This window comes from Clostridium sp. YIM B02555 (assembly GCF_022320955.1).
In the GTDB taxonomy this organism is placed as follows: Bacteria; Bacillota; Clostridia; order Clostridiales; family Clostridiaceae; genus Clostridium; species Clostridium saccharoperbutylacetonicum.
Window position 1 is genome coordinate 64,215 of record NZ_JAKJJY010000020.1, and the last position, 22,308, is coordinate 86,522.

Annotated in this window: 20 protein-coding genes; 17 read left to right on the forward strand and 3 right to left on the reverse strand. The window is 28.8% G+C overall.

The features are described 5' to 3' along the window. The first annotated feature begins 156 nt into the window (after positions 1-156). Both L3B98_RS21965 and L3B98_RS21970 read left to right on the forward strand, forming a co-directional pair. Positions 157-1,170: a LacI family DNA-binding transcriptional regulator gene (locus tag L3B98_RS21965; protein ID WP_015395329.1), complete on the forward strand. Its 1,014-nt coding sequence runs from the start codon at positions 157-159 to the stop codon at positions 1,168-1,170. Between the two features lie 84 nt (positions 1,171-1,254). Continuing rightward, positions 1,255-2,376: an SGNH/GDSL hydrolase family protein gene (locus L3B98_RS21970; protein ID WP_238918257.1), complete on the forward strand. Its 1,122-nt coding sequence runs from the start codon at positions 1,255-1,257 to the stop codon at positions 2,374-2,376. Between the two features lie 109 nt (positions 2,377-2,485). Here L3B98_RS21970 and L3B98_RS21975 read toward each other — a convergent pair whose 3' ends face one another. Beyond that, complete coding sequence (locus L3B98_RS21975; RefSeq protein WP_077366341.1) at positions 2,486-3,367, reverse strand: AraC family transcriptional regulator; 882 nt, start codon at positions 3,365-3,367, stop codon at positions 2,486-2,488. A 215-nt stretch (positions 3,368-3,582) separates the two neighbouring features. Here L3B98_RS21975 and L3B98_RS21980 point away from each other — a divergent pair, with 215 nt between their 5' ends. The 8 genes from L3B98_RS21980 to L3B98_RS22015 all read left to right on the forward strand — a co-directional run bounded on the left by L3B98_RS21980 (position 3,583) and on the right by L3B98_RS22015 (position 14,438). Further along, complete coding sequence (locus L3B98_RS21980) at positions 3,583-4,467, forward strand: 1,4-beta-xylanase (RefSeq protein ID WP_343073704.1); 885 nt, start codon at positions 3,583-3,585, stop codon at positions 4,465-4,467. Beyond that, on the forward strand, positions 4,464-6,266 hold the full coding sequence (locus L3B98_RS21985) for an ABC transporter ATP-binding protein (RefSeq protein ID WP_077366339.1): 1,803 nt from the start codon (positions 4,464-4,466) through the stop codon (positions 6,264-6,266). Before L3B98_RS21980 ends, L3B98_RS21985 begins: the two co-directional genes overlap by 4 nt. 60 nt (positions 6,267-6,326) lie before the next feature. After that, entirely contained in the window at positions 6,327-7,448 is a 1,122-nt protein-coding gene (locus L3B98_RS21990; RefSeq protein ID WP_077366338.1) for an SGNH/GDSL hydrolase family protein, read from the forward strand. A 231-nt stretch (positions 7,449-7,679) separates the two neighbouring features. Next, on the forward strand, positions 7,680-8,615 hold the full coding sequence (locus L3B98_RS21995) for a type I phosphomannose isomerase catalytic subunit (RefSeq protein ID WP_238918259.1): 936 nt from the start codon (positions 7,680-7,682) through the stop codon (positions 8,613-8,615). Positions 8,616-8,743: 128 nt separating this feature from the next. Further along, positions 8,744-10,972: an alpha-galactosidase gene (locus tag L3B98_RS22000; RefSeq protein ID WP_238918260.1), complete on the forward strand. Its 2,229-nt coding sequence runs from the start codon at positions 8,744-8,746 to the stop codon at positions 10,970-10,972. A gap of 71 nt (positions 10,973-11,043) precedes the next feature. Continuing rightward, positions 11,044-11,922, forward strand: a complete 879-nt coding sequence (locus L3B98_RS22005; protein ID WP_077366335.1) for an ROK family protein — start codon at positions 11,044-11,046, stop codon at positions 11,920-11,922. Between the two features lie 202 nt (positions 11,923-12,124). Then, on the forward strand, positions 12,125-13,522 hold the full coding sequence (locus L3B98_RS22010) for a glycoside hydrolase family 1 protein (protein WP_238918261.1): 1,398 nt from the start codon (positions 12,125-12,127) through the stop codon (positions 13,520-13,522). A 13-nt stretch (positions 13,523-13,535) separates the two neighbouring features. Further along, the gene (locus L3B98_RS22015; RefSeq protein ID WP_015395319.1) at positions 13,536-14,438 is read left to right on the forward strand and encodes an ROK family protein; all 903 of its coding nucleotides are present in this window, start codon (positions 13,536-13,538) and stop codon (positions 14,436-14,438) included. 133 nt (positions 14,439-14,571) lie between these two features. Here L3B98_RS22015 and nagA read toward each other — a convergent pair whose 3' ends face one another. Further along, entirely contained in the window at positions 14,572-15,714 is a 1,143-nt protein-coding gene (gene nagA / locus L3B98_RS22020; RefSeq protein ID WP_238918262.1) for an N-acetylglucosamine-6-phosphate deacetylase, read from the reverse strand. A gap of 244 nt (positions 15,715-15,958) precedes the next feature. On the opposite strand from nagA, the gene L3B98_RS22025 reads away from it, so the two are divergent. Then, complete coding sequence (locus L3B98_RS22025) at positions 15,959-16,669, forward strand: GntR family transcriptional regulator (protein WP_015395317.1); 711 nt, start codon at positions 15,959-15,961, stop codon at positions 16,667-16,669. Positions 16,670-16,722: 53 nt separating this feature from the next. On the opposite strand, the gene L3B98_RS22030 is transcribed toward L3B98_RS22025, so the two are convergent. Further along, complete coding sequence (locus L3B98_RS22030; RefSeq protein WP_015395316.1) at positions 16,723-17,283, reverse strand: CYTH domain-containing protein; 561 nt, start codon at positions 17,281-17,283, stop codon at positions 16,723-16,725. Positions 17,284-17,546: 263 nt separating this feature from the next. Here L3B98_RS22030 and L3B98_RS22035 point away from each other — a divergent pair, with 263 nt between their 5' ends. From L3B98_RS22035 to L3B98_RS22060, 6 genes are all read left to right on the forward strand, one after another. Continuing rightward, positions 17,547-18,584 (forward strand): nucleoid-associated protein, encoded by a 1,038-nt coding sequence (locus L3B98_RS22035; protein ID WP_238918263.1) that lies wholly within the window; start codon positions 17,547-17,549, stop codon positions 18,582-18,584. A 497-nt stretch (positions 18,585-19,081) separates the two neighbouring features. Further along, positions 19,082-19,402, forward strand: coding sequence for a DUF6442 family protein (locus L3B98_RS22040; protein WP_077366329.1), 321 nt, complete (start codon positions 19,082-19,084; stop codon positions 19,400-19,402). Between the two features lie 11 nt (positions 19,403-19,413). Further along, positions 19,414-19,623: a helix-turn-helix transcriptional regulator gene (locus tag L3B98_RS22045; protein WP_077366328.1), complete on the forward strand. Its 210-nt coding sequence runs from the start codon at positions 19,414-19,416 to the stop codon at positions 19,621-19,623. A gap of 94 nt (positions 19,624-19,717) precedes the next feature. After that, on the forward strand, positions 19,718-20,311 hold the full coding sequence (gene lepB, locus L3B98_RS22050; RefSeq protein WP_238918264.1) for a signal peptidase I: 594 nt from the start codon (positions 19,718-19,720) through the stop codon (positions 20,309-20,311). 522 nt (positions 20,312-20,833) lie between these two features. Then, complete coding sequence (locus tag L3B98_RS22055) at positions 20,834-21,847, forward strand: hypothetical protein (RefSeq protein ID WP_238918265.1); 1,014 nt, start codon at positions 20,834-20,836, stop codon at positions 21,845-21,847. A gap of 196 nt (positions 21,848-22,043) precedes the next feature. Continuing rightward, positions 22,044-22,232 (forward strand): alpha/beta-type small acid-soluble spore protein, encoded by a 189-nt coding sequence (locus L3B98_RS22060; protein ID WP_015395308.1) that lies wholly within the window; start codon positions 22,044-22,046, stop codon positions 22,230-22,232. The last annotated feature ends 76 nt before the right edge of the window (positions 22,233-22,308 follow it).

The window sequence follows — 22,308 nt, forward strand, 5'->3', positions numbered from 1 at the left end:
TATTTTGATAATTCGGTATATATAAACACTAATTAAGTTTGTACATCTCAATTCAAGAAATTCTTAAGTGATTTATAATTGGAATATATAATATTGTTTTAATGAAAGCATTTATGAGAATTAGTTTTACATATACAGGAAGGGGATGAATAATATATGGCAAAAGCAATTAAACTTGCTGATATTGCTGAAGTTTTAAAGGTGAGTAAAGTAACAGTCTCTAAGGCTCTATCAGATAAAGATGGAGTTAGTGATGAGTTAAGAGAAAAAATTAAAAAAGTTGCAGCAGAGATGGGATATCGCCAAAATTCTATTGCAAGATCTCTAAGAGATGGTTACACATACAATATAGGGGTACTAATTCCAGAAGGATTTGTTGAAATGTATCATTCTTTCTATTGGGAGTTATATCAAAATGTATTAAATGCATTAACCCAAAAATCATATTATGGAATCATGGAGGTAGTAAATCGAGAAGATGAAAATAATAATGTGGTCCCACGGATGTTACAGGATAGTAAGGTTGATGGGATCATTGTTATGGGGGAATTAAAGAAAGAGTATGTTGAATTTTTAAATAGTCTTGATGATGTTCCAGTAGTAATGCTAGATACATATGATAAGCACATTGATTATGATACAGTTACTTCAGATAATTATTATGGAATGTATTTACTAACTGATTATCTAATTGAAATGGGACATAGAGACATTCTATTTGTAGGAAATCCACGTGCTACTAGTAGCATTCAAGACAGATTTTTAGGTTTTACAAAAGCTTTGCTAGAAAGAGGAATTGAATATACCTCTAATAGTTATATTTCAGATAGGGAGATAGGTAAAAAAGAATTAAATTTTGAGTTGCCTGAAAAAATGCCTACTGCTTTTGCCTGTAATTGTGATTCAGTAGCATATCTTCTAATTAAAAAACTTCAAGATAAAGGATATAAAGTTCCTGAAGATATTTCAGTTGTTGGATTTGATAATTATTTAATTACAGAAATATCTGATTTAGGAATAACAACTTTTGAAGTTGATATGAAAACAATGGCAGAAACAGCAGTTGATGTTATACTTAAAAAAGTTCGTAAAGTTGACTATAAACCAGCAAGAAGAGTTATATGTGGGAAAATAGTTATAAAAGACACAGTTAAAGAATTAAAAAAATAATTACAAGATAATTCATAACACTTGTGTAAATTATCTTGTGTTTTATTATTGACTTTATTAATGAATTCATTAGGAGGGAGAAAAGTGGAATTTAAAATTACAGAAGAGATGTTTGATAGTTCATTAGTAAATAAGGGCGATATAAGTAGAATATTAAAATTATTTGCTAAAATTGAAAAAGGTGAGAATATAACAATTGCATTTTTAGGTGGATCAATAACACAAGGATGTAATTCTACAGTTCCAGAAAAATGCTATGTTGAATTGACATATAAGTGGTTTGAAAACAAGTTTAATAATGTAAATGTGAAACATATAAATGCAGGGGTAGGTGCTACGGGATCTTTAATTGGGGTGCATAGAGCTGAGATGCAGGTGATAAATGAAAGTCCAGATATAGTTTTTGTTGATGCAGCTGTAAATGATGATGAGGATTATTCCTGTAAAGTTGCTTATGAAAGTTTAATTAGAAGATTATTGGCTAGTGAAAATAAACCAGCAGTAGTAGAAGTGTTTATGACTATGGATACGGGATTAAATGTTCAAGAACAACAAGTAGAAATAGGTAATAGATATAATGTATCAATGATAAGCTTTAGAGATGCCCTTAAATGTGAAGTTGAAAAAAATAAAATGAAATTTTCTGATGTTTTAACTGATGAGGTTCATCCAAGTGATGATGGGCACTATATAATATCGCAGCTATTAGTTCATTTTATTAATAATATTTATAATAATGACTATAAAAAAAGAGAACAAATAAAGAGTTTAGATAATATTTTAGATATACCTTGTGTATTTGAGGATAGATATATAAACGGAAAAATTATAAATAATTCTAGTATAAAACCAGAAGAAATCCTAGGGTTTGATAATTATGATGAAGGATTTCAAGTATTTAAGAATGGATGGAAATATGACGGGAAAATTGCTGATCATGGAAGATTGTTTTTTGAGCTATCTGCAAAAAATATTATCTTGCTATATAAAAAGAGTGTTTCTGAGAATTCAGGAAAAATTAGTGTCAAAGTTAATGATAAAGAAAAGGTATTATTAGACACTTATTTTAAAGATGGCTGGGGAGATTATTCTGCAACTGAGATATTGGAATTAAGTGATGAAGTTAAGAAATATAAAATCGAAATAAATGTAATTAAAGAAAGTATTGCAAGTGAAGTGACTATTTTAGGAATATTAGTATCATAGTAAAGTAGAAAAAAGGAACTCTTTTACGTAGTATTATATCGAGAATATATAGGTTTATATCAATATTCTTGAAGCTTAAGTAACTGAGGCCTTCTTTTTTTTGCAAATTTTAATATTTGGTATCTATAATGTGTTGTTTTCTAAATTGTTTTGGAGTTATACCTGTCTTTTTTCTAAAGGTTCGTATTAAATGACTACAATCCGCAAAGCCTGTTTCTTGACTGATATAGTTAAGGTCAAAATTTGTGAATAACAATAAATCTTTAACTTTACTCAATCTTATAAATTCAATATAATCCTTGCAGGATTGACCATATAATTCGTGAAATTTCTTAGCAAAATATGAGTAACTCATGTGGCACTTCTCGGCAAGAAATTCAACTTTTATTGATTCATGTGAATGTTCATCTATATATTGCAATATTGTGTGTAATGAATCAGTGTCATAAGGAGTTAACATTATATTATTTGTATCAAATCCATTTTTTCTCCAAATTCTAAGAATTTCTATCAATAATGATGAAACTAGAGATTGAAAACGGATATCGTAGCCATAATCTTTATTGGCCACTTCTTCAATGCAACTTGTGAATATACTTTCTATTGAACTATTAAATGCTTTTGAAGAAATTAATATAGCAGCATAAGGGTTATCTATTGCACATTTAAAGATTGAACTAAGCTTTGGGGTATAATTACTGTTTATGTGAAGATTGTTTATATCAAACTTTAGCACTCCGTATTTTAGTGGTTCATTGGAGACTGAAAAAATTGAATGAACTACTTGTGGATGGAATAAAATTAAGTCACCAGCTTCAAGAATGTATTCATTATTATTACAGTTTATTAATGAAGTTCCCTTAAGGATAAAAATAATTTCCATATAATAATGCCAATGAGCTTTGATTGGGAAATTTCCATATTTGGTACCAGCTATAAAAGCTTCGTAGGGTGATACTAAAACATTAATCTCTTCAAATAAATAATTCATGATAGCCTCCATAAAATAGATTTGTTCTATTTTTAAATAATTGTATTATATCAGATAAAAAATAGAATTGATATAGTATATGTGGATAACGGTGTAATAAAAAAATAGTAAACAAGAATATTATTTTTTATTGTATTAACTAAAAGAAAGGAATGAATCTTATGGAGTTTATAAAAGGATTTACATTTGCACCTTTTGCTAGGAGGGGTAGCTATTTGAAGAAGAAAACTTATGAGAGTTTAGATAATTTAAAAGAAAGAATTGGAATTAATTTTATAATACTTGTACCAAATGGATTACAGGATACTCCGCAATCAGAAGAGATTTGTTATATATCTAATTCAACTGTATCAGATGAAGAATTAGAAGATATTATAAATTATGCAAAGGATATTGGGCTTAGAGTAGCTATTAAGCCAACGGTTAATTGTAAAAATGGAACTTGGAGAGCACATATTAATTTTTTTGATGAAGATGTTCACTGTGAGCCAAAATGGAGTAAATGGTTTGCTTCATATACAGATTTTCAACTTCATTATGCTACTATTGCTCAAAAAACAGGTTGTGAAATGTTTATAGCGGGTTGTGAAATGGTTATGGCAGAGCGTAGAGAAAATGAGTGGCGTAAACTTATTTCAGATATCAGAAATGTTTACAAAGGGATTGTATCTTATAATACAGATAAATATCAAGAGCATAATGTAAAATGGTGGGATTGTATAGATGTTATTTCTTCGAGTGGTTACTATCCTATTTCTGATTGGGAAAAAGAATTGAATCGTATTGAAAAGGTAGTGAAGAAATATAATAAACCATTTTTCTTTGCAGAAGCGGGTTGTATGTCTACAAAAGGTTCTTCAGAGGTTCCGAATGATTGGAGTCTTGAAGGAAACATAGATTTAAATGAGCAAGCAGAATGGTATAAAACTATGTTTGAATCTTCAATTAAGCGTGAATGGGTATCTGGTTTTGCTATGTGGGATTGGGCAGGAAGTCAGTATTTATTAAGTAGAGCTAAAAATGATAAAGGATATGAGGTATATGGAAAACCAGCAGAAAAAATTATAAAGAAATATTATGATATGGTGGTGAAAGAGTGATAGAATTTAAAAATAAATTAGATGACAAATTAGAACCACAAGAAGAAGCTCTTTTAGAAATATTCAAACAAAATGAAAATAATACTTTGAAAACTCTTATTGGAATATATAAAGGACATTATTTAAGCCTCTTTTTTTCAGTTATATTCTTTTTGATTAAAAGTTCTCCAGTGTGGGTTATGCCAGTTGTATCAGCAAATATTATAAATGCTGCAACTGATAAGGGTGAGAATGCTGTTAATATAATTATAGTAAATATTATTATAATCCTCGTTATGGTATTACAAAATGTACCAACAAATTATATACATACAGTGTTATATGCTAAAACTATAAGAAGTGTTGAAAGAAAATTAAGGAGCACTCTCGTTAAAAAATTGCAGCAACTCTCTATTGCATATCATAATGAAATGCAATCAGGACGTTTGCAATCAAAAATTATGCGTGACGTGGAGCAAATCGAAAATTTATCATCTCAAGTTTTTATTACTATATTAGGCATAGCTTTAAATATTGTTGTAGCCTTGGGTGTTGTAATTTTTAAAAGTTTAACAGTATTTATATTTTTTGTTGGAACTATACCTGTAGCAGTAATTATTATTATTGTATTTAGTGGGAAAATTAAAAGATATAATAGTGATTATAGAAAAGAGATGGAAGAAACTTCAGTTAGTGTAATGGAGATGGTAGAATTAATTCCTGTTACAAGAGCTCATGCGTTAGAAAAACAAGAAACGAAGAAAATAGACAGACAGCTAGTTAATGTGGCAAAAAAGGGGTTAAAATTAGATCTGATTCAGGCATATTTTTCATCAATAAGTTGGGTTGCTTTTCAAGTATTCCAAATAATATGCCTTGGATTTACAGGATATATAGCAGTAAAAGGTTATATTTCAATAGGTGAAGTTGTACTTTATCAAACTTATTTTGGATCAATAGTTGCTCAGATAGCAGGTGTTATAACAATGCTGCCTACTATTGCAAAAGGCTTAGAATCAGTGTCTTCAATTGGAGATATACTTCTTTCTGATGATATAGAAAATAATCGTAAGAAAAAGAAAATTAAAGAGGTTAAAGGTGAAATTACATTTAGAAATGTTAATTTTAAATATAAAGATAGTGAGCTCCAAATTTTAACAAATTTAAATTTTACTATAAATCCAGGTGAAACAATAGCTTTTGTAGGCGCTTCAGGAGCTGGGAAATCAACTATTCTAAATCTTGTAATTGGATTTTTTCAAGCAACAGAAGGACAAGTACTTATTGATAATCAAGATATTGCAACACTTAATCTTCAAAGTTATCGCTCACATATTGCAGTTGTTCCACAAAATGCAATTTTATTTTCTGATTCTATTCGTGAAAATATTATTTATGGAACAAATAGTATTTTAGATGAAGAATTAAATAGAATAATCAAGGCTGCTAATTTAGAAGAATTAATAGAGTCGCTTCCAGATGGAGTAGATACTAAAATAACTGAGCATGGAATGAATCTTTCTGGTGGTCAGCGTCAAAGAATATCTATAGCAAGGGCATTTGCAAGAAATCCTAAAATATTAATTCTTGATGAAGCAACATCTGCTTTGGATAGTATTTCGGAAAAAAAGATACAGGAATCAATTGAGAATTTAGTTAAAGATAGGACAACATTAGTGGTTGCTCATAGATTGTCTACAATTAGAAATGCAGATAAGATTGCGGTTATAGGAAATGGTGGGTTAGAAGAGTTTGGAACTTATGAGGAGCTTATGGAGAAAAAAGGTGAATTTTATAAATTGAAAAAATTACAAATGTAAAATAAATTTAATAGTAAAAATATTTTTTTAGATAAAGAGTATTTTAGGAGGAAAAATAAGATGAAAGAAAATAGGAATCTAAAAGTGCATACATTATTAGATATTGAAAACTTAAAAGTTCATGGCAGAACAACAGGATGTCTTTCTCCATTAACAGTATTTTGGACAGGTAGTGGTATTGAGTTAAATGCAAAAGGCTCTGAACTTTGGATTGAAGTAGAAGTAGATTACGATATGTATGAACCTTGGATAAGTGTAGTTATTAACTCGTCTCCGGTGAGCAGACAGATGCTTACTGCAGGAAGGTATTGGATATGTGTATTTAGAGGCATGAATGAAAATGAAGTGAAGAATGTTTGCATAGTAAGAGATGTTCAAGCTATGAATGGAGATCCAGCAAGTTTTATGCAAATACATGCTGTAAAATTTGATGGAGAATTTTTACCAATAGAAGAAAAGAAATATAAAATTGAATTTATAGGTGATAGTATAACGTCAGGAGAAGGAGTGATAGGAGCTAAGCAAGAAGATGATTGGATTTCTATGTGGTTTAGTGCAATAGATAATTATAGTACAATAGTAGCAAAGGCTTTGAATGCTGATTATAGAGTCATTTCAGAAAGTGGATGGGGAGTTCTTACTAGTTGGGACAATAATCCACATTTTAATATCCCACAGTACTATGAAAAAGTTTGTGGTATTCTCACTGGAGAGAAAAATGAAGCTTTAGGAGCTTTTAAAGCTAATGGCTTTGATTCTTGGCAGCCAGATGTTGTGGTGGTGAATCTTGGAACAAATGATAGAGGAGCGTTTAATTCTCCTGAATGGATAGATGAGGTAACTGGTGAAACTTATAAGCAAAGATTAAATGAAGATGGTACATTTAATGAAGAAGATTTAAAAACATTTGAAAAGGCTGTGTATGATTTTCTTGTTAAGCTTAGGAAATTTAATAAGAGCGCAAATATAGTGTGGGTAAATGGAATGCTTGGTGGGGAGATGCTCCCAGCAATTTACCGTGCAGTAGATATTTATGTTAAAAATACAGGAGAAAAAAAGGTTTCGGTATTCCAACTGCCAAATACTAACGAAGAAACTGTAGGTTCAAGAAAACATCCTGGGAAGTTATCGCATGAAAAAGCAGCAATAGAGTTAATTGGATATTTAAAAGAAATTTTGTAAAAGCAAAGAATATCAAACTTAATTTATTATTAAAACGGCTAATAGAAATTATATTGATATGTTTACTAATTAGCTGTATAATATAATTGTTTAATTAATCGTTAAGCTAAAAAAGTCAACTGTTTAAAAGTGTGATTTTTATATTACAATTGACTAGTTGAAAACGTTGTTAATTATGAAGTTTAGTTAAATTTTAATTGAAGAAATATGGAAACTATATGGAGGGGGAAAATGTATCCAATAAAATTTGAAAATTTATATTATGAAAAAATTTGGGGAGGAAGAGATTTAGAAAAATTTAGAGATAATCTTCCAAGTGGTGGTATTGGGGAAAGCTGGGATATAGCTTGTCATCCAAATGGAATAGGAATTGTAGAAAATGGAGAAGAAAAAGGAACGAGATTTGATGAGTTAATAAATAAATATGAACATGCTCTAGTTGGTAGTAAAGTCTCTACAGAGAAGCTACCTCTACTAGTTAAACTTATTAATTCAAAAGAAAAGCTTTCAGTTCAAGTTCATCCGGGAGATGAATATGCAGCTAAATATGAAGGCGATTATGGAAAGACTGAGGCTTGGTATGTTGTAGATGCCAAACCTAATGCAGCTTTAATAGTTGGAACTAAGAATTGTACCAAGAAAGAGTTTGAGATAGCAATAAAGTCAGGAAAAGTAGAAAATTATTTAAACAAAATAGAAGTAAAAAAAGGTGACTGCTTTTTAATAAATAGTGGGCTTATCCATGCAATATGTGAAGGAGTTATTATAGCAGAAATTCAACAAAATAGTGATGTTACTTACAGGGTTTATGATTATGGAAGACCAAGAGAAATACATGTGAAAAAGGCATTAGAAGTTATAAATTTTGATCTTAAATGTGAAAATCTTGAAGGTGAGGAAGTTTCATTTGATGGGTTCAAAAGAAGTTTGTTGTGTAGAAATGAATATTTTGGAATGGAAAAATTCATTATACATGAGACATTAAAAGACGAAAGTGATAAAGAAAAATTTGATATTTTAACCTGTGTTGATGGAGAAGGAACTATAAAAGGAGATGGTTATCTGGAGAAGATAAAAATAGGTGATAGTTATTTGATCCCTGCAACTTTGGGCAAGTATGAAATAATTGGACATCTTACAATACTTAAGAGTTATCCAGTGGTATAAAAAAATTAAATCTGAACTGCGTTTATTTGTTAGTTTAGGGAAATATATAGAAATAGGTCTTAAATATTTTTAAGAATATTAGATTTTATTATTATATAAATATTAATTTAAGAAGGAACTTAATTAAAATGGGAATTAAATTTAATAAGAGTACAAGAGAATTTCATCTTTATAATGATAATATAAGCTATATTGCAAGAATAATTGCTGGTATAGAACAAGTTGAAAATGTTTATTATGGAAAAAGATTAACGCACAGAGAATCTTTTAAACATATTATGGAACGGGAACTTAGACCTTCATGTAATATGTTTAAAGGAAGTCACACAACATCACTAGAACATATCAAACAGGATTATCCAAGCTATGGGACAACAGATTATAGGTATCCAGCACATACGATAATAAGTAAGAATGGAAGTAGAATAAGTAATTATAAGTATGTAGAACATAACATATATTGTGGTAAAAATAAACTGAAGGGATTACCAGCAACCTATGTTGAAGATAATTCAGAAGCGGAAACATTAGAAATCATATTATTTGATGAGGGGCTAAATAGCAAACTTATTCTAAGCTATACTATTTACAAAGATATTGATGCCATATGTAGAAATACAAAAATAACAAATGAAGGATCAAATGAGTTTTATATTGATAATGCTATGAGTATGAGCATTGATTTGCCTGATTCAAATTTCGAATTTATACATACATCAGGTGCATGGGCAAGGGAATGTCATTTGAAAAATAGAAAATTAACAGAGGGAATTCAAGGAATTCATAGTTTGCGAGGGGCAAGCAGTCATATTCATAATCCGTTCATGATATTAAAGCGTCCGGAAACAACTGAAGAAAATGGAGAAGTTTATGGTTTTAGTTTAGTATATAGTGGGAATTTTTTAGGGCAAGTAGAAGTTGATTCTTATGGTATTTCAAGGGTTATGATGGGAATAAATCCTTATGAGTTCAAGTGGAAATTAGATTCAAAGGAAGAATTTCAAACACCTGAATGTGTAATGGTATATACGGGTGATGGTTTAAATGCAATGAGTCAAACATATCATAAACTTTATAGAACAAGGCTTGCAAGAGGAATCTGGAGGGATAAAGAACGCCCAATTCTTGTGAATAATTGGGAAGCGACATATTTCGATTTTGATGAGGAAAGGATTCTTTCAATTGTAAGAACTGCAAAGGACTTAGGCATAGAACTATTTGTATTAGATGATGGGTGGTTTGGACGAAGAAATGATGATACAAGTTCTCTTGGAGATTGGTTTGTAAATAAAGAGAAGTTGCCAAACGGTATAGCAGGCTTATCTAAAAAAGTAGAAGAAATGGGTCTGAAATTTGGATTGTGGTTTGAACCAGAAATGGTATGTAAGGATACTAAATTATTCAAAGAACATCCAGAATGGACTATTCAAACACCTAATAGAAATATGTCTCATGGAAGAAATCAATTTATCCTAGATTTTTCAAGGGATGAAGTTATTGAACATGTATTTAATTTGATGGACAACATAATAGGAAACTCTAAAATTTCTTATATTAAGTGGGATATGAATAGGTATATAACAGAGCCTTATTCGTTAGAACTAGAAGCAGATAGACAAGGTGAAGTATTCCATAGATATATTCTTGGAGTATATAAGTTAGCTGAAAAGATAATTGCTAAATATCCAAATATATTAATTGAATCCTGTGCAGGTGGTGGAGCTAGGTTTGATCCTGGAATGCTCTATTATGCACCACAAACTTGGGCAAGTGATGATACAGATGCTATAGAGAGATTAAAGATACAATATGGTACTTCAATGATTTATCCATTAAGTGCAATAGGAAGCCATGTATCAGCAGTGCCAAATCACCAGGTAGGAAGATTTACTCCACTTAATACAAGAGCTAATGTGGCATACTTTGGAACCTTTGGTTATGAACTAAATTTAAATACTTTGAGTGATGAAGAAAAAGAAATAGTCAAAGAACAAGTTGAATTCGTTAAGAATAATAAATCATTATTTCAAAAAGGTGATTTTTACAGAATACTAAATCCTTTTGAAAGAAATGAAACGTCATGGATGGTTGTTTCGGAGGATAAATCACGAGCTATCGTAGGTTATTATCAAGCTTTATGCATACCGAATGAAAAATATAATCGTATAAAGTTACAAGGGTTAGATTCTAATAAGTTATATTCAATAGAGGGCAGAGAAGGAACTTATTACGGTGATGAACTTATGAATTTAGGAATAATATTATCAAAGGATTATACAGATAACTCTAATGAATATTGGTCAAGAAAACGTGAAGATTTTATGTCACAATTATTTGTATTAAATGAATGTAAATAAAAAATTGCTTGTAGTTATAATTATATCAAGAAATAATAAAAACAATTTTGAAAAACTATAGGGGGAGTAACATGTCTAATTTAATAGGAATCGATATTGGTGGAACAAACTTAAGAGCAGCAGTTATATCTAAGGATGGAGACATATTAGAAATATTCAAAGTTGAAAATGAAGTAGAAAAAGGTCCTACTTATAACTTAGACAAATTAGTTAATCACATAAAGGGACAATGGAGTAATTATGAAATAGAAAAAGTAGGAGTAGGTGTACCAGGGCCTTTAGATTTGAGAGAGGGTAAATTATTGAATCCTGTTAACCTAAAAGGATGGAGAAATTTTAATATTAAAAATTATTTAAGTGAAAAACTAAACTTACCAGTTAAGGTTAATAATGATGCAAATGTAGCGGGTCTTGCAGAAAGCTTGGTTGGTAGTGCCAAGAACTGTGAATCAGTATTTTATATAACTGTTTCAACTGGTGTAGGTGGTGCATTAATTCTTGAAAATAAAATTATAAATGGAGCACACAGCCAAACTGCAGAAATTTACAATATGATAATTAATGAGGATAGGTATAGTCATGCAGGTGCAAATAAGGGAGGATTAGAAGGACAATGCAGTGGCATTAATATAGCTAGAATAGCATCAGAAGCATACGGAAAAAAATTAAGTACAAAAGAAGTGTTTGAGTTATATAAAAGTAATGATAAAAAAGCTGTACAAGTAATAGAAAATTGGATTGATAATATTTCAATTGGAATAGCTAATATAATATCCGTAGTAGATCCAGAAACTGTAGTTATTGGCGGAGCAGTATTAATATATAACACTTATTTATTACCTAAGATAATTGAATGTACGAAAACAAAAGTAGCTGATCCTTCAATGGTAGACATAAGAATAGCTGAAATTGGAGATAATGCAGGACTTATAGGGGCAGCAATGCTTTAGTTCAGTTAAGAGTTACACCTATAAAAAGAGCAGCTATGCTGCAATACGGATCATTTATGCAATACGGAACTAAAAATTAGTTAAGAGTTTAGAATTTTGGAAGAAAAGTCTAATGGCTTTTCAAAATAATAATATTAAAATTAGCACAATTAGTTAACTTGTAAAAAATAATGCTAAACAAGAAAAAGTAGGAGGACAAGATATGAGTATAAAATATAAGTTTCCAGAAAATTTTTGGTGGGGATCAGCAACTTCAGGTCCGCAAAGTGAAGGTAGATTTAATAAGAAACATGATAGTGTATTTGATCATTGGTTTGATATAGAACCAGAAGCATTTTTTAATGGAGTAGGTCCTAATGTAGCATCTAATTTCTATAATAGTCATAAAGAAGACTTAAAATTAATAAAAGAAATAGGGTTAAATAGTTTTAGAACTTCAATTCAGTGGACAAGGCTTATAAAAGATTTTGAAACTGGTGAAGTAGATGAAGATGGAGTGAGATTTTATAATGAAGTCATTGATGAATGTATTGAAAATGATCTTCTTCCTGTTATGAATCTGCATCACTTTGATTTACCAGTTGAATTATATGATAAATATGGTGGATGGGAGTCAAAGCATGTTGTTGATTTGTTTGTGATATTCGCAAGAAAATGCTTTGAGTTATTTGGGGACAGAGTTAAACATTGGACAACATTTAATGAACCTATGGTAATAGTTGAAGGAGAATATTTATATCAATTCCATTATCCTAAAATTGTAGATGGAAGAAAAGCTGTTCAAGTAATGTTTAACTTAAATCTAGCATCAGCAAAAGTTATTGAAGCGTATAAAGAAATGGGATTCCATAAAGAAGGTGGACAAATCGGAATAGTTTTAAATTTAACACCAGCATATCCAAGATCAAATAATGATGAAGATACTATGGCGTCTAATATTGCGGATAGTTATTTCAATACTTCATTTTTGGACCCAGCTGTTAAAGGGGATTTCCCTAAAATTCTTCTTGATATATTGGAGCAGGATGGAGTGATTTGGCAGGCAACAGAAAAAGAATTAGAAATAATTAAAAATAATACTGTTGATTTTCTTGGAGTAAATTATTATCAGCCTAGAAGAGTAAAGGCAAAAGAATCAGAGTTTGATGAATCAAAAGGATGGATGCCAGATAAATATTTTGATAACTATGAAATGCCTGGAAGAAGAATGAACCCATATAGGGGTTGGGAAATATATCCAAAATGTATGTATGATATTGCAATTAATTTAAGGGATAATTATGATAATATTCCATGGTACATATCTGAAAATGGCATGGGTGTTGAAGGAGAAGAAAAATATATAAATGAAGATGGAATAATAGAAGATGATTATAGAATAGATTTCTATAAAGAACATTTAGAATATCTTCACAAGGGAATAAGTGAAGGCTCTAACTGTTTTGGATATCATACATGGACACCAATTGACTGTTGGTCATGGTCTAATGCATATAAAAATAGATACGGGTTTATAGCTGTTGATCTAGAAACTCAAAAGAAAACAATAAAAAAATCAGGAAGATGGATTAAAGAAGTTGCTCAAAACAAGGGATTCTAGAGGAGAGATAATTATGAAAAATTTTATGGTTTTTGATATTGGTGGAAGTTCTGTTAAGTGGTCTGTAATTAATACAAATGGAGAATTTGTTGAAAGTAATAAATTTAATGTTCCAGAAAATAAAAGTGAATTTTTTAATGAGTTATCTAAAATAACAAATGAGATGAAGAAAGTCCATTATGTTAAAGGAATAGCTATAAGTGCACCAGGAGCAGTAGACAGTGAAACAGGAATAATTGGAGGGGTAAGTGCTATTCCATATATACATGGTCCAAACTTTAAAGAAATCCTAAGAGGAACTACAGGTTTAGAAACTGAACTTGAAAATGACGCAAATTGTGCAGCATTAGGTGAATGTTGGCTTGGTGCTGGTAAAAATAATAATGACTTGGCTTTTGTTGTATGTGGTTCAGGAATAGGTGGAGCGATTGTTAAAGATAAGAAAATTCATGGTGGAACTCATAAACATGGTGGAGAATTTGGATATTGTTCAATAACTTGTGATTTTGAGGGAGAACCAAAGTTTACAAGCTGGAGTCAAGCAGGGTCTACCATAGCATTAGCAAAAGGAGTTGCAAGATTAAAAGGATTAGAAGAAGGAAGCTTAGATGGGATTGGAGTATTTGAATTATGTAAGAATGGTGATGAAATTGCCATTAAAGAAGTGAATAAATATTATTTTATTATGGCAGTAGGAATTTATAATATTCAATATACTTTTGATCCGGAAGTTATAATTTTAGGTGGAGCTATAAGTGAAAGAGAAGAATATATTGATGAGATCAATAAACGATTAGATATTCTCATGAATAGCGATTTAGAAGGAACAATAAAGCCATTTTTAAAGAAATGTGAATTTGGAAATGATGCAAATAAGTTAGGTGCATTATATAATTACCTTCAAAGACAGGAATAATTAATTAACATAGTAAAAACTACAGCTTATAAAAAAATAGCTGTAGTTTTTTATAAATATACATTTTATTTTTGATTTGTAAAAGTAAATCAAGATATGTATAAGGTTTCTCATTTAAATATGGCTACTTGAATTAATTTATTGCAGAATAAGCTTCTTTTCCTAATATAAAGACTTTCTTTATATTGATATCTTCATCAAATAATATTAAATCGGCATCAAAACCTTCTTTGATTAAACCTTTATGATTATCAACTTTGCAATGCTTAGCACCATTGTATGTAGCCATTTTTATTATTTCGTATAAGGGTAAGTTTGAATTTTTATATACGTTTCTTACAGCTTTATCAATTGTAAGAACAGAACCTGCTAAAGCACCGTTTTCTAAACGAGCTTCATCATTATTTACAATTACTTTTTGCCCACCTAAAGAATATTCTCCATTTTTCATACCGCAAGCCATCATGGCATCGGATATTAATAAAACATTGTCAGTTCCTTTTTGCTTAAATGCAATTCTTAAGACAGGATATGCAATATGAATTCCATCACAAATAACTTCAGTTGTAATGTTGCTATCAAATATCGCTCCAACAACTCCAGGGCTTCTATGATTTAAAGTAGTCATTGCATTAAACAGATGAGTTGCGTGAGAAATACCATGTTTTATGCCTAATATTGCTTCATCATAAGTTGCGGCAGTATGACCTGCTGAACAGATAATATCTTTTGAAGAAAAGTATTGAATTAGTTCAGTTGCTCCAGCAATTTCAGGAGCCAATGTTATGGAAATAATAATATCCTCATATTTATCTATTAAATCTTTATACAGAGAAATAGAAGGTGATAAAACGTATTTAGGATTTTGTGCTCCAATAGCTTTTGGGTTTATAAAAGGTCCTTCTAGATGAACCCCTAAAACATGAGGAATATCAGAACTATTCTCTTTGAGCATTTTTATTACTTTTAAAGATTTTCTTATATCGTCAACAGAAACAGTCATAGTGGTAGGAAGAAAAGCAGTTGTTCCATGTTTAACTATTGTTTTAGCGATACCTTTAATAGCTTCACTACTTCCATCCATGGTGTCAAAACCACCAGCACCATGTATATGAACATCAATAAATCCTGGAGATATATATAATCCATTAGCGTCATATATATTTTTATCACTACAGTTAATTGGATTTATTTCTTTTATTTTTCCGTCTTCAATATGTATTGTGCCTTTTTCAATTTTATCTAAATATACAATATTACAATTTTTTATTAGCATATTAATTCTCCTTTAAGTGAAATTTAATAAGTGGATTAAGTCAAGTATATCATTTTTTGATAAATAGAGTGTAGGATTAATAAAATGTTTAGAAACTTGTCATAAAAATATGAAAAAAAGAAGGTAAGTGAATTTTTTAAAAGATTATATTTGAAGATTTACTCGAATTATTTGTATAATATTATAAATAAATGATATAATCAATAAGTGAATAAGTTATGTTGTGAGGAGTTGAGGGGATATAATGGCAAAGTATGAAGAAATTGCTGAAGATATAAGAAATGGAATATTAAATGGTAAATTTAATACTAATGAACAATTGCCTTTAGAGAAAGAAATGTGTGAGCAGTATGGAGTTAGTAGAATTACTATTAAAAAAGCAGTTGATGAGCTTGTAACACAGGGGTTGGTAATAAAAAGAAGAGGAGCTGGAACATTTGTAAAAGCTCTTGATGATACTGATGTTCAAAAGCTAAGCATGGCAAAACAGTTTGAAGGTTTTACTGAAAGTCATAATGATAAAAAGGTAACTTCAAAAATTATTAAATTTGAAGTAGTGCATCCAACAGAAGAGATTGCTACAAAATTAAAAATAACGGTTGATGATTTTGCATATTACTTGATAAGAGCAAGATATAGTAATGATGAACCATTCGTAATTGAATATACATATATGCCTATTGTACTCATTCCAGGAATTAAAAATGATATTTTAATGAGTTCAGTTTATGGTTACATAGAAAATACTTTGAAGTTAAAAATAAAAAGTGCACATAGAATTATTAGGGCTATTTTACCAGATGAATTAGAACAAAAAGAATTAAAAATAGATAGCAATTTCCCAATATTAGAAGTTGAACAAGTAGGATTTTTAGATAATGGGCAACCTTTCGAATATTCGATAGCACATCATAGAAGTGATAAAATAGAGTTTAGAACAGTAAGTATTAAGTAGTATAGAAAATATATTAAAAATATATGGTCCCTTTAGAGGGAACCATATATATTCTAAATGCCTTTTGGTGTACTATTAACTATACCTTTTTGGGCTAAAATATCATAAATGGTTTGTGAAGTTGTATCTTCTAGTGTATAACCGAGCAATTTAACTGCCTTTTCTAAGTTTTCTTCAGAATTGGTTTCTATCTCCAAATAAGGAAATGGACAAAAAGTCTTATCATTTATATCTATTTCAATTAAACATTCATCAAATTTATAACTTTCTCTATATTTTTTATTAGATTCTTTAAGAACTAATCCAAGAGATTTAAATATTCCTTCTCCCATTTCTTTATTATCAATTATAACTTCGTTTTCTTCCATGATTTTAAATCTTTCCTGAGATATCATTTTTTTGGTAGTCATATAATATACAATTTTATTATTAAGCATATCATTAACAGTTCTTATACGGGCATATCCCTTATTTTTCAAAAGTCTGTCATCTTCAAAATCATATATATCATTAACTTGATCTTCCATTTTAACTTTTTGTGCACCATTTGATATTAAAATCTTTCTAATATTATCAACATCAATGTCAATAATTCTTGTTTCTAATTCCTGCATAATATAATCTCCTTAGTATAAATTATAACGTAGTATTAGGATAGTTTTAAAACTACCTATAAGTCCTAATCAATATTATACATCTCAATTTAAGAGATTCTGAAAGAAAATGAAATATTCATCATAAGCTGATAATTGAGAACATTGATAATTAGAACATATACTATTATAGTTCAAATCTCTTTACTAGTAAAACATTGTAGTAAATTAATCGATAAAAGTTTATAATATCTATTGTATAAATTTTATTGGATGGTGAAACTATGGAATATATAAATGAAATTAATATAAATCAAGCAATTATTCACATATTAGATAGTAATGGAGAAGATCCTATTTTAAATGAATACAGTTTAGAATTAAGTGAGGACATATATGCTTTTTTATATAAACACTTAGAAAAATGCTTTAAAGATGAAGAGCTTAAATATGGAAAATTTAATTTAGAAAGAAATATAGTTAAGGAAGTAGTTCAAGACTATTTAAATGGAGTGGATAATGATTTAATTAATTTATCTAAAGAATTAGCAAGGCAATTATTCATAATAATGAAGGCCAATGTAAATATTCCATCAGGAGACTTAATAATAGTATCTTTAACAACAGATCAAGGTCCTATGATAGGTATACTTAAGATGGATTATGTTAAGAACTTTACTCATGAAATTCAGTTTATAGATCAAAAAATTGGAATAGGTATAGTTCCACAATCAGCAGGGCTTCCAGGTAGTGGACAAAAAATTCAAAAAGCTGCATTTATAAAACCTATTAATGAAGAAGACAGATATAATTTGATGATTTTAGATAAGCAAAAAAGCAGCAAAGAAGATGAATATGGAGCTAATTATTTTATAAATACTTTTTTAGGCGCAAGTATTGTTACTAATGAGAGAGATATGACAAGAACTTTTGTGAAGGCAGCAGAGAACTGGACTAGAAAAAATATTACTGAAGATGCAGGAAAAGCTGAAGAAATTAGAACTGCCATAAAAGCTAAGCTGAAAGAAGAAGATACTATAAATATTGATGAGCTTTCGGCAGAAATTTTTAATGAACATCCTCAAATAAAAGAAGACTTTTCAAGTTACATAAAGCAGCAAGGATTAAATGAAGAAGTAGCAGTAGATAAAACTTGGGTTGAAAAAAAGATGAAGCGAGTTAGATTAAACATAGATAAGCGGATAGATTTGTATATTAATGAAGATACTTATCATGATTCAAGCAAGTTTGAAATACAAAGGAATGGTGATGGTACCATTAATTTGATAGTAAAGAATGTTATTAATTATATAGAAAAGTAAGAAATTTAAATGAGAAACCTATAGCAATATTTTGATTATCTATTACTATAGGTTTTATTAAATAAAATTTAAATTAAGGTTTTTAAACATTGATAATAGGAGGGTGCATTTTAAAGAAAATACCTCTAGCTATTGGTCCAACAATAAGCAATTGAAGTGGTAAAGCGCAAATAAAATTCATACTTAAAGTCTTAATAAATTGAACAGGTTTTTTCTAAAATATATCAATTAAATAAATTAGATTATCTATATTGTAAAGAGTTTTAATAATTCTTTGAAATATGGATAATCTTATTTGCGTTATTTGTAATTGAAATTGTACAGTAAAATTTTATCTAGTATTTCAATTAACCTTTATAATGAAAAAAATTCAAGTAAAGTTGTCATTTTGCCAAGTATAAAAGAAATTTTGACAAGTATACTTGACAATGCAAGGCATTTTATATAATATTAGGATATTAGGTAATGATATGAGGACATGAAGGAGGAGTTATATTGTGAATAAAGAGGAAATACTAGAAAGAAATAAAAAGAGTAATATAGATAGCGAAGATGAAATGGAACAGTATATTGAAGGTAAGGCGGGAATGAATGCTAAGCTTGTTTTTAGTGCAGTAGTTGTTATATTAGTACTATTTAAGAATTATAAACATATGCCAACAGGAGATATATGGGCAATATTCACAGCATATGGAGCAACTGAATCATTTTATAAATATTACTATTTGAAACATAAGAAACTATTGATATCAGGAGTTCTTTTTAGTGTGGCATCTATGTGCTCTTTGCTTCAATTTTTTATAATGGCATCTAGATAAAGGGGAGAGTTATGGAAGAAAAGTTGATTTTACAAAATAGATTGAAAGTAGCTAGAGCCGAAAAAAAATTATCACAAGGAGATTTGGCAGAACTAGTTAATGTATCTAGGCAGACAATAAGTTCTATAGAAACAGGGCAATTTTGTCCAAGTGCAAAGCTAGCATTATTACTTTGTATAGCGTTAGATAAAAAATTTGAAGAATTATTTTATTTTGAATAAAAAGATAAGTTATTATATATGAGTCGTTTTGGATTGCAAATTTGATTTTAGTGATAAGAATTTATTCAAAATTTTTGAGAATGGAGTGACAAGAATGAATGGGAATAGTAAAATGCTTAATTTAAAGCAATTTGTAAGTAATAATTCGGAAAAAAATACAGATGATAAATCTATTAGAGGAAGTAATAAAAATTTCTTCAAAGACTGGGTTATACCAATAATTGTTGCAATAGGAGTAGCTTTATTAGTACATAAATTTCTATTTTTTAATGTGGAAGTAATGAGTGGTTCATTAATTCCAACTTTAAACGTAAAAGACAGATTAGCTGTAACTAGAGTATACAATACAGAAAATCTTAAAGAAGGCGACATTATAGTTTTTCATTCAGATGAATACAAAGAAAGATTAGTAAAAAGATTAATAGGACTTCCAGGAGATAAAATTGATATAAAAGATGGAGTAGTGTTTAGAAACGGAGAAAAATTAAATGAAGATTATGTGAAAAATAAAGACAACTATAATGGAAGCTTTCAAGTGCCAGAAGGAAAGTACTTCTTTTTAGGAGATAATAGACCAGATTCAGCTGATTCAAGACGCTGGAATAATCCTTATATTGATGCTTCTTATATAGAAGGAAAAGTACAATTTAAATTTTATCCATTGGAGCATTTTGGAAGTATAAACTAATAATTAAGACTAATCAGAGATTATCAGAAGAATAGGCTTAATTTTATATGCCGCTTGCACAAATATGTATCTAATTGCTAGTGTAGTGTTACGATTATAATTTCTCAATGATGTATGTATATTCCATTTATAAGTTTGATTATTCATTTGGATATCTACATATAGAAGTTAGTTATAATTAAGCAATATATTTAGAAAGTTAAAGTGTTATTATTATAATGCTTTAAATCTTTCTAAAAAACTAAAACTTCATATTGTAATAATAATATGATTATTGGTAAATGTCGAAAGAAAGTAGAAAAATATCGAATTTTTAAATAATATAAAAAAAATCATATAGTAATTATATTTTTAATATTTGAAAAGGTGATGATTTTATTAAAATAATAAAATTATAGTAACAAAAGATCAATTTTATATAATTTTAATCTTTCCATGGAATAAATTTACATTGAAATCCTCGAAATAATCGTATAATATAAGCATATTATGGTAATAATCCATGGTAGAGGTGGAAAAGTTATGAATAAGTTAATTTTATTAAATGAAGTAAGAGAAGAAAAAGTTAAATATAGAAATAAATTGTTAACTGTCATTGAAGATGATGCAGAGCAGCAAGAGTATAAGAATTCTTATGTTACTTTCAAAGAAAAATTTAACTGTTTGCAAAATAGAGAAGGATTATTTAGTTTAAATAATGATAATGATGCAAAAGCAAAAAGCAGTGTTTTTGAAAAAAAGTTAATTAAGATTATGGAAAGAATTTTTTCATTAAAAAATTATATGCCATTGATGGAATTAATTAATTCGATATATAATGATGATTTTAATGAAACTGCAAAAGTTAATATTACGAAAAATAGAGAAGGTTCTAAAAGTGAAGTAATAATACTGAAGGATTCAAATTATAATTTGAAAGTATCAGCAGAAGATGAATATAAAAAAATTGAATATAAAATACAGTTTCAAGCAAAAGATGAACAAAATATAGGGATAATAATAAGTAAAGTTGATTTGTCTGATGATAATAATGTTATAAGTCTAAATAAAAAAAGAAAAGAATATGTTAACGAGAACAATTTAAAAGAAGATTCTACAAAGTGCTTAATAATGTTAAATTCAAGTATTGAAGTACCTGATGAATATGAATTTAGAGATGACTGTGAAGGTGAAAATGTAGCGTACAAAGTTAATATAATTAAGGGTTGGAAATATGATTTTAAACAATTATTTGAAAGTAGTATGTACCTTCTAATTCCAATGAAGGTAATAGATTTCATTAAAATATCGTCTGGATTGAATAGAGAATTAATATCAAAAGAACAAATAAAAGATGAAATGATTAGACTTTATAAAGATATTAATAAATATTTAAGCAAAGCTAAAAATAAAGCTGTATTAAATGATAAGGATATTAATGAATTAAATATATTGGCAGTTGATTTATTAAATCTATTTATAATAGATAAAAAGGATAATCTTCTTTTTGAGATAAATCGAGAGATACAAGTTGTATTAAAAGAAATAGTCGTATAGTAGAAACAGAGAAAATAATAAATATATATTATGAAGTTATTTTTAATAGGAATAATTATGGTAAAAATTTTAATATTACCCTTAAATTAACGTGAATGATATGACCGTTTAAGGTTAAAATACTATTGTCGGCAGATGAAGTGAAAATACTTTGTTTACTGATATATATACCAAATTAACCGAGGAGGGGATCGTCATGTCAAATAGTAATAGGGCATTAGTTCCAGAAGCAAGACAAGGTTTATCTAAATTCAAGAACGAAGTAGCTCAAGAACTAGGAGTTCCATTTAAAGAATATAATGGAGAACTAAGTTCTAGACAATGTGGTTCAGTAGGCGGAGAAATGGTAAAAAGAATGGTAGAGGAATATGAACATAGAATATAATTAAAAACATTTTTTAAGCTATATCCTATGTGTTAAAAAACATAATCATATTCTAAAGCAGGGAGATACATTACAC

Excerpts from the sequence above, each read along its gene's own strand:
- L3B98_RS22060 (WP_015395308.1), top strand. The coding sequence starts at position 22,044 with ATGTCAAATAGTAATAGGGCATTAGTTCCAGAAGCAAGACAAGGTTTA.
- L3B98_RS21975 (WP_077366341.1), bottom strand. The coding sequence starts at position 3,367 with ATGAATTATTTATTTGAAGAGATTAATGTTTTAGTATCACCCTACGAA.
- L3B98_RS22055 (WP_238918265.1), top strand. The coding sequence starts at position 20,834 with ATGAATAAGTTAATTTTATTAAATGAAGTAAGAGAAGAAAAAGTTAAA.
- L3B98_RS21990 (WP_077366338.1), top strand. The coding sequence starts at position 6,327 with ATGAAAGAAAATAGGAATCTAAAAGTGCATACATTATTAGATATTGAA.
- L3B98_RS22005 (WP_077366335.1), top strand. The coding sequence starts at position 11,044 with ATGTCTAATTTAATAGGAATCGATATTGGTGGAACAAACTTAAGAGCA.
- lepB (WP_238918264.1), top strand. The coding sequence starts at position 19,718 with ATGAATGGGAATAGTAAAATGCTTAATTTAAAGCAATTTGTAAGTAAT.
- L3B98_RS22035 (WP_238918263.1), top strand. The coding sequence starts at position 17,547 with ATGGAATATATAAATGAAATTAATATAAATCAAGCAATTATTCACATA.
- L3B98_RS22025 (WP_015395317.1), top strand. The coding sequence starts at position 15,959 with ATGGCAAAGTATGAAGAAATTGCTGAAGATATAAGAAATGGAATATTA.
- L3B98_RS22045 (WP_077366328.1), top strand. The coding sequence starts at position 19,414 with ATGGAAGAAAAGTTGATTTTACAAAATAGATTGAAAGTAGCTAGAGCC.
- nagA (WP_238918262.1), bottom strand. The coding sequence starts at position 15,714 with ATGCTAATAAAAAATTGTAATATTGTATATTTAGATAAAATTGAAAAA.
- L3B98_RS22000 (WP_238918260.1), top strand. The coding sequence starts at position 8,744 with ATGGGAATTAAATTTAATAAGAGTACAAGAGAATTTCATCTTTATAAT.
- L3B98_RS22010 (WP_238918261.1), top strand. The coding sequence starts at position 12,125 with ATGAGTATAAAATATAAGTTTCCAGAAAATTTTTGGTGGGGATCAGCA.
- L3B98_RS21965 (WP_015395329.1), top strand. The coding sequence starts at position 157 with ATGGCAAAAGCAATTAAACTTGCTGATATTGCTGAAGTTTTAAAGGTG.
- L3B98_RS22030 (WP_015395316.1), bottom strand. The coding sequence starts at position 17,283 with ATGCAGGAATTAGAAACAAGAATTATTGACATTGATGTTGATAATATT.
- L3B98_RS21995 (WP_238918259.1), top strand. The coding sequence starts at position 7,680 with ATGTATCCAATAAAATTTGAAAATTTATATTATGAAAAAATTTGGGGA.
- L3B98_RS22015 (WP_015395319.1), top strand. The coding sequence starts at position 13,536 with ATGAAAAATTTTATGGTTTTTGATATTGGTGGAAGTTCTGTTAAGTGG.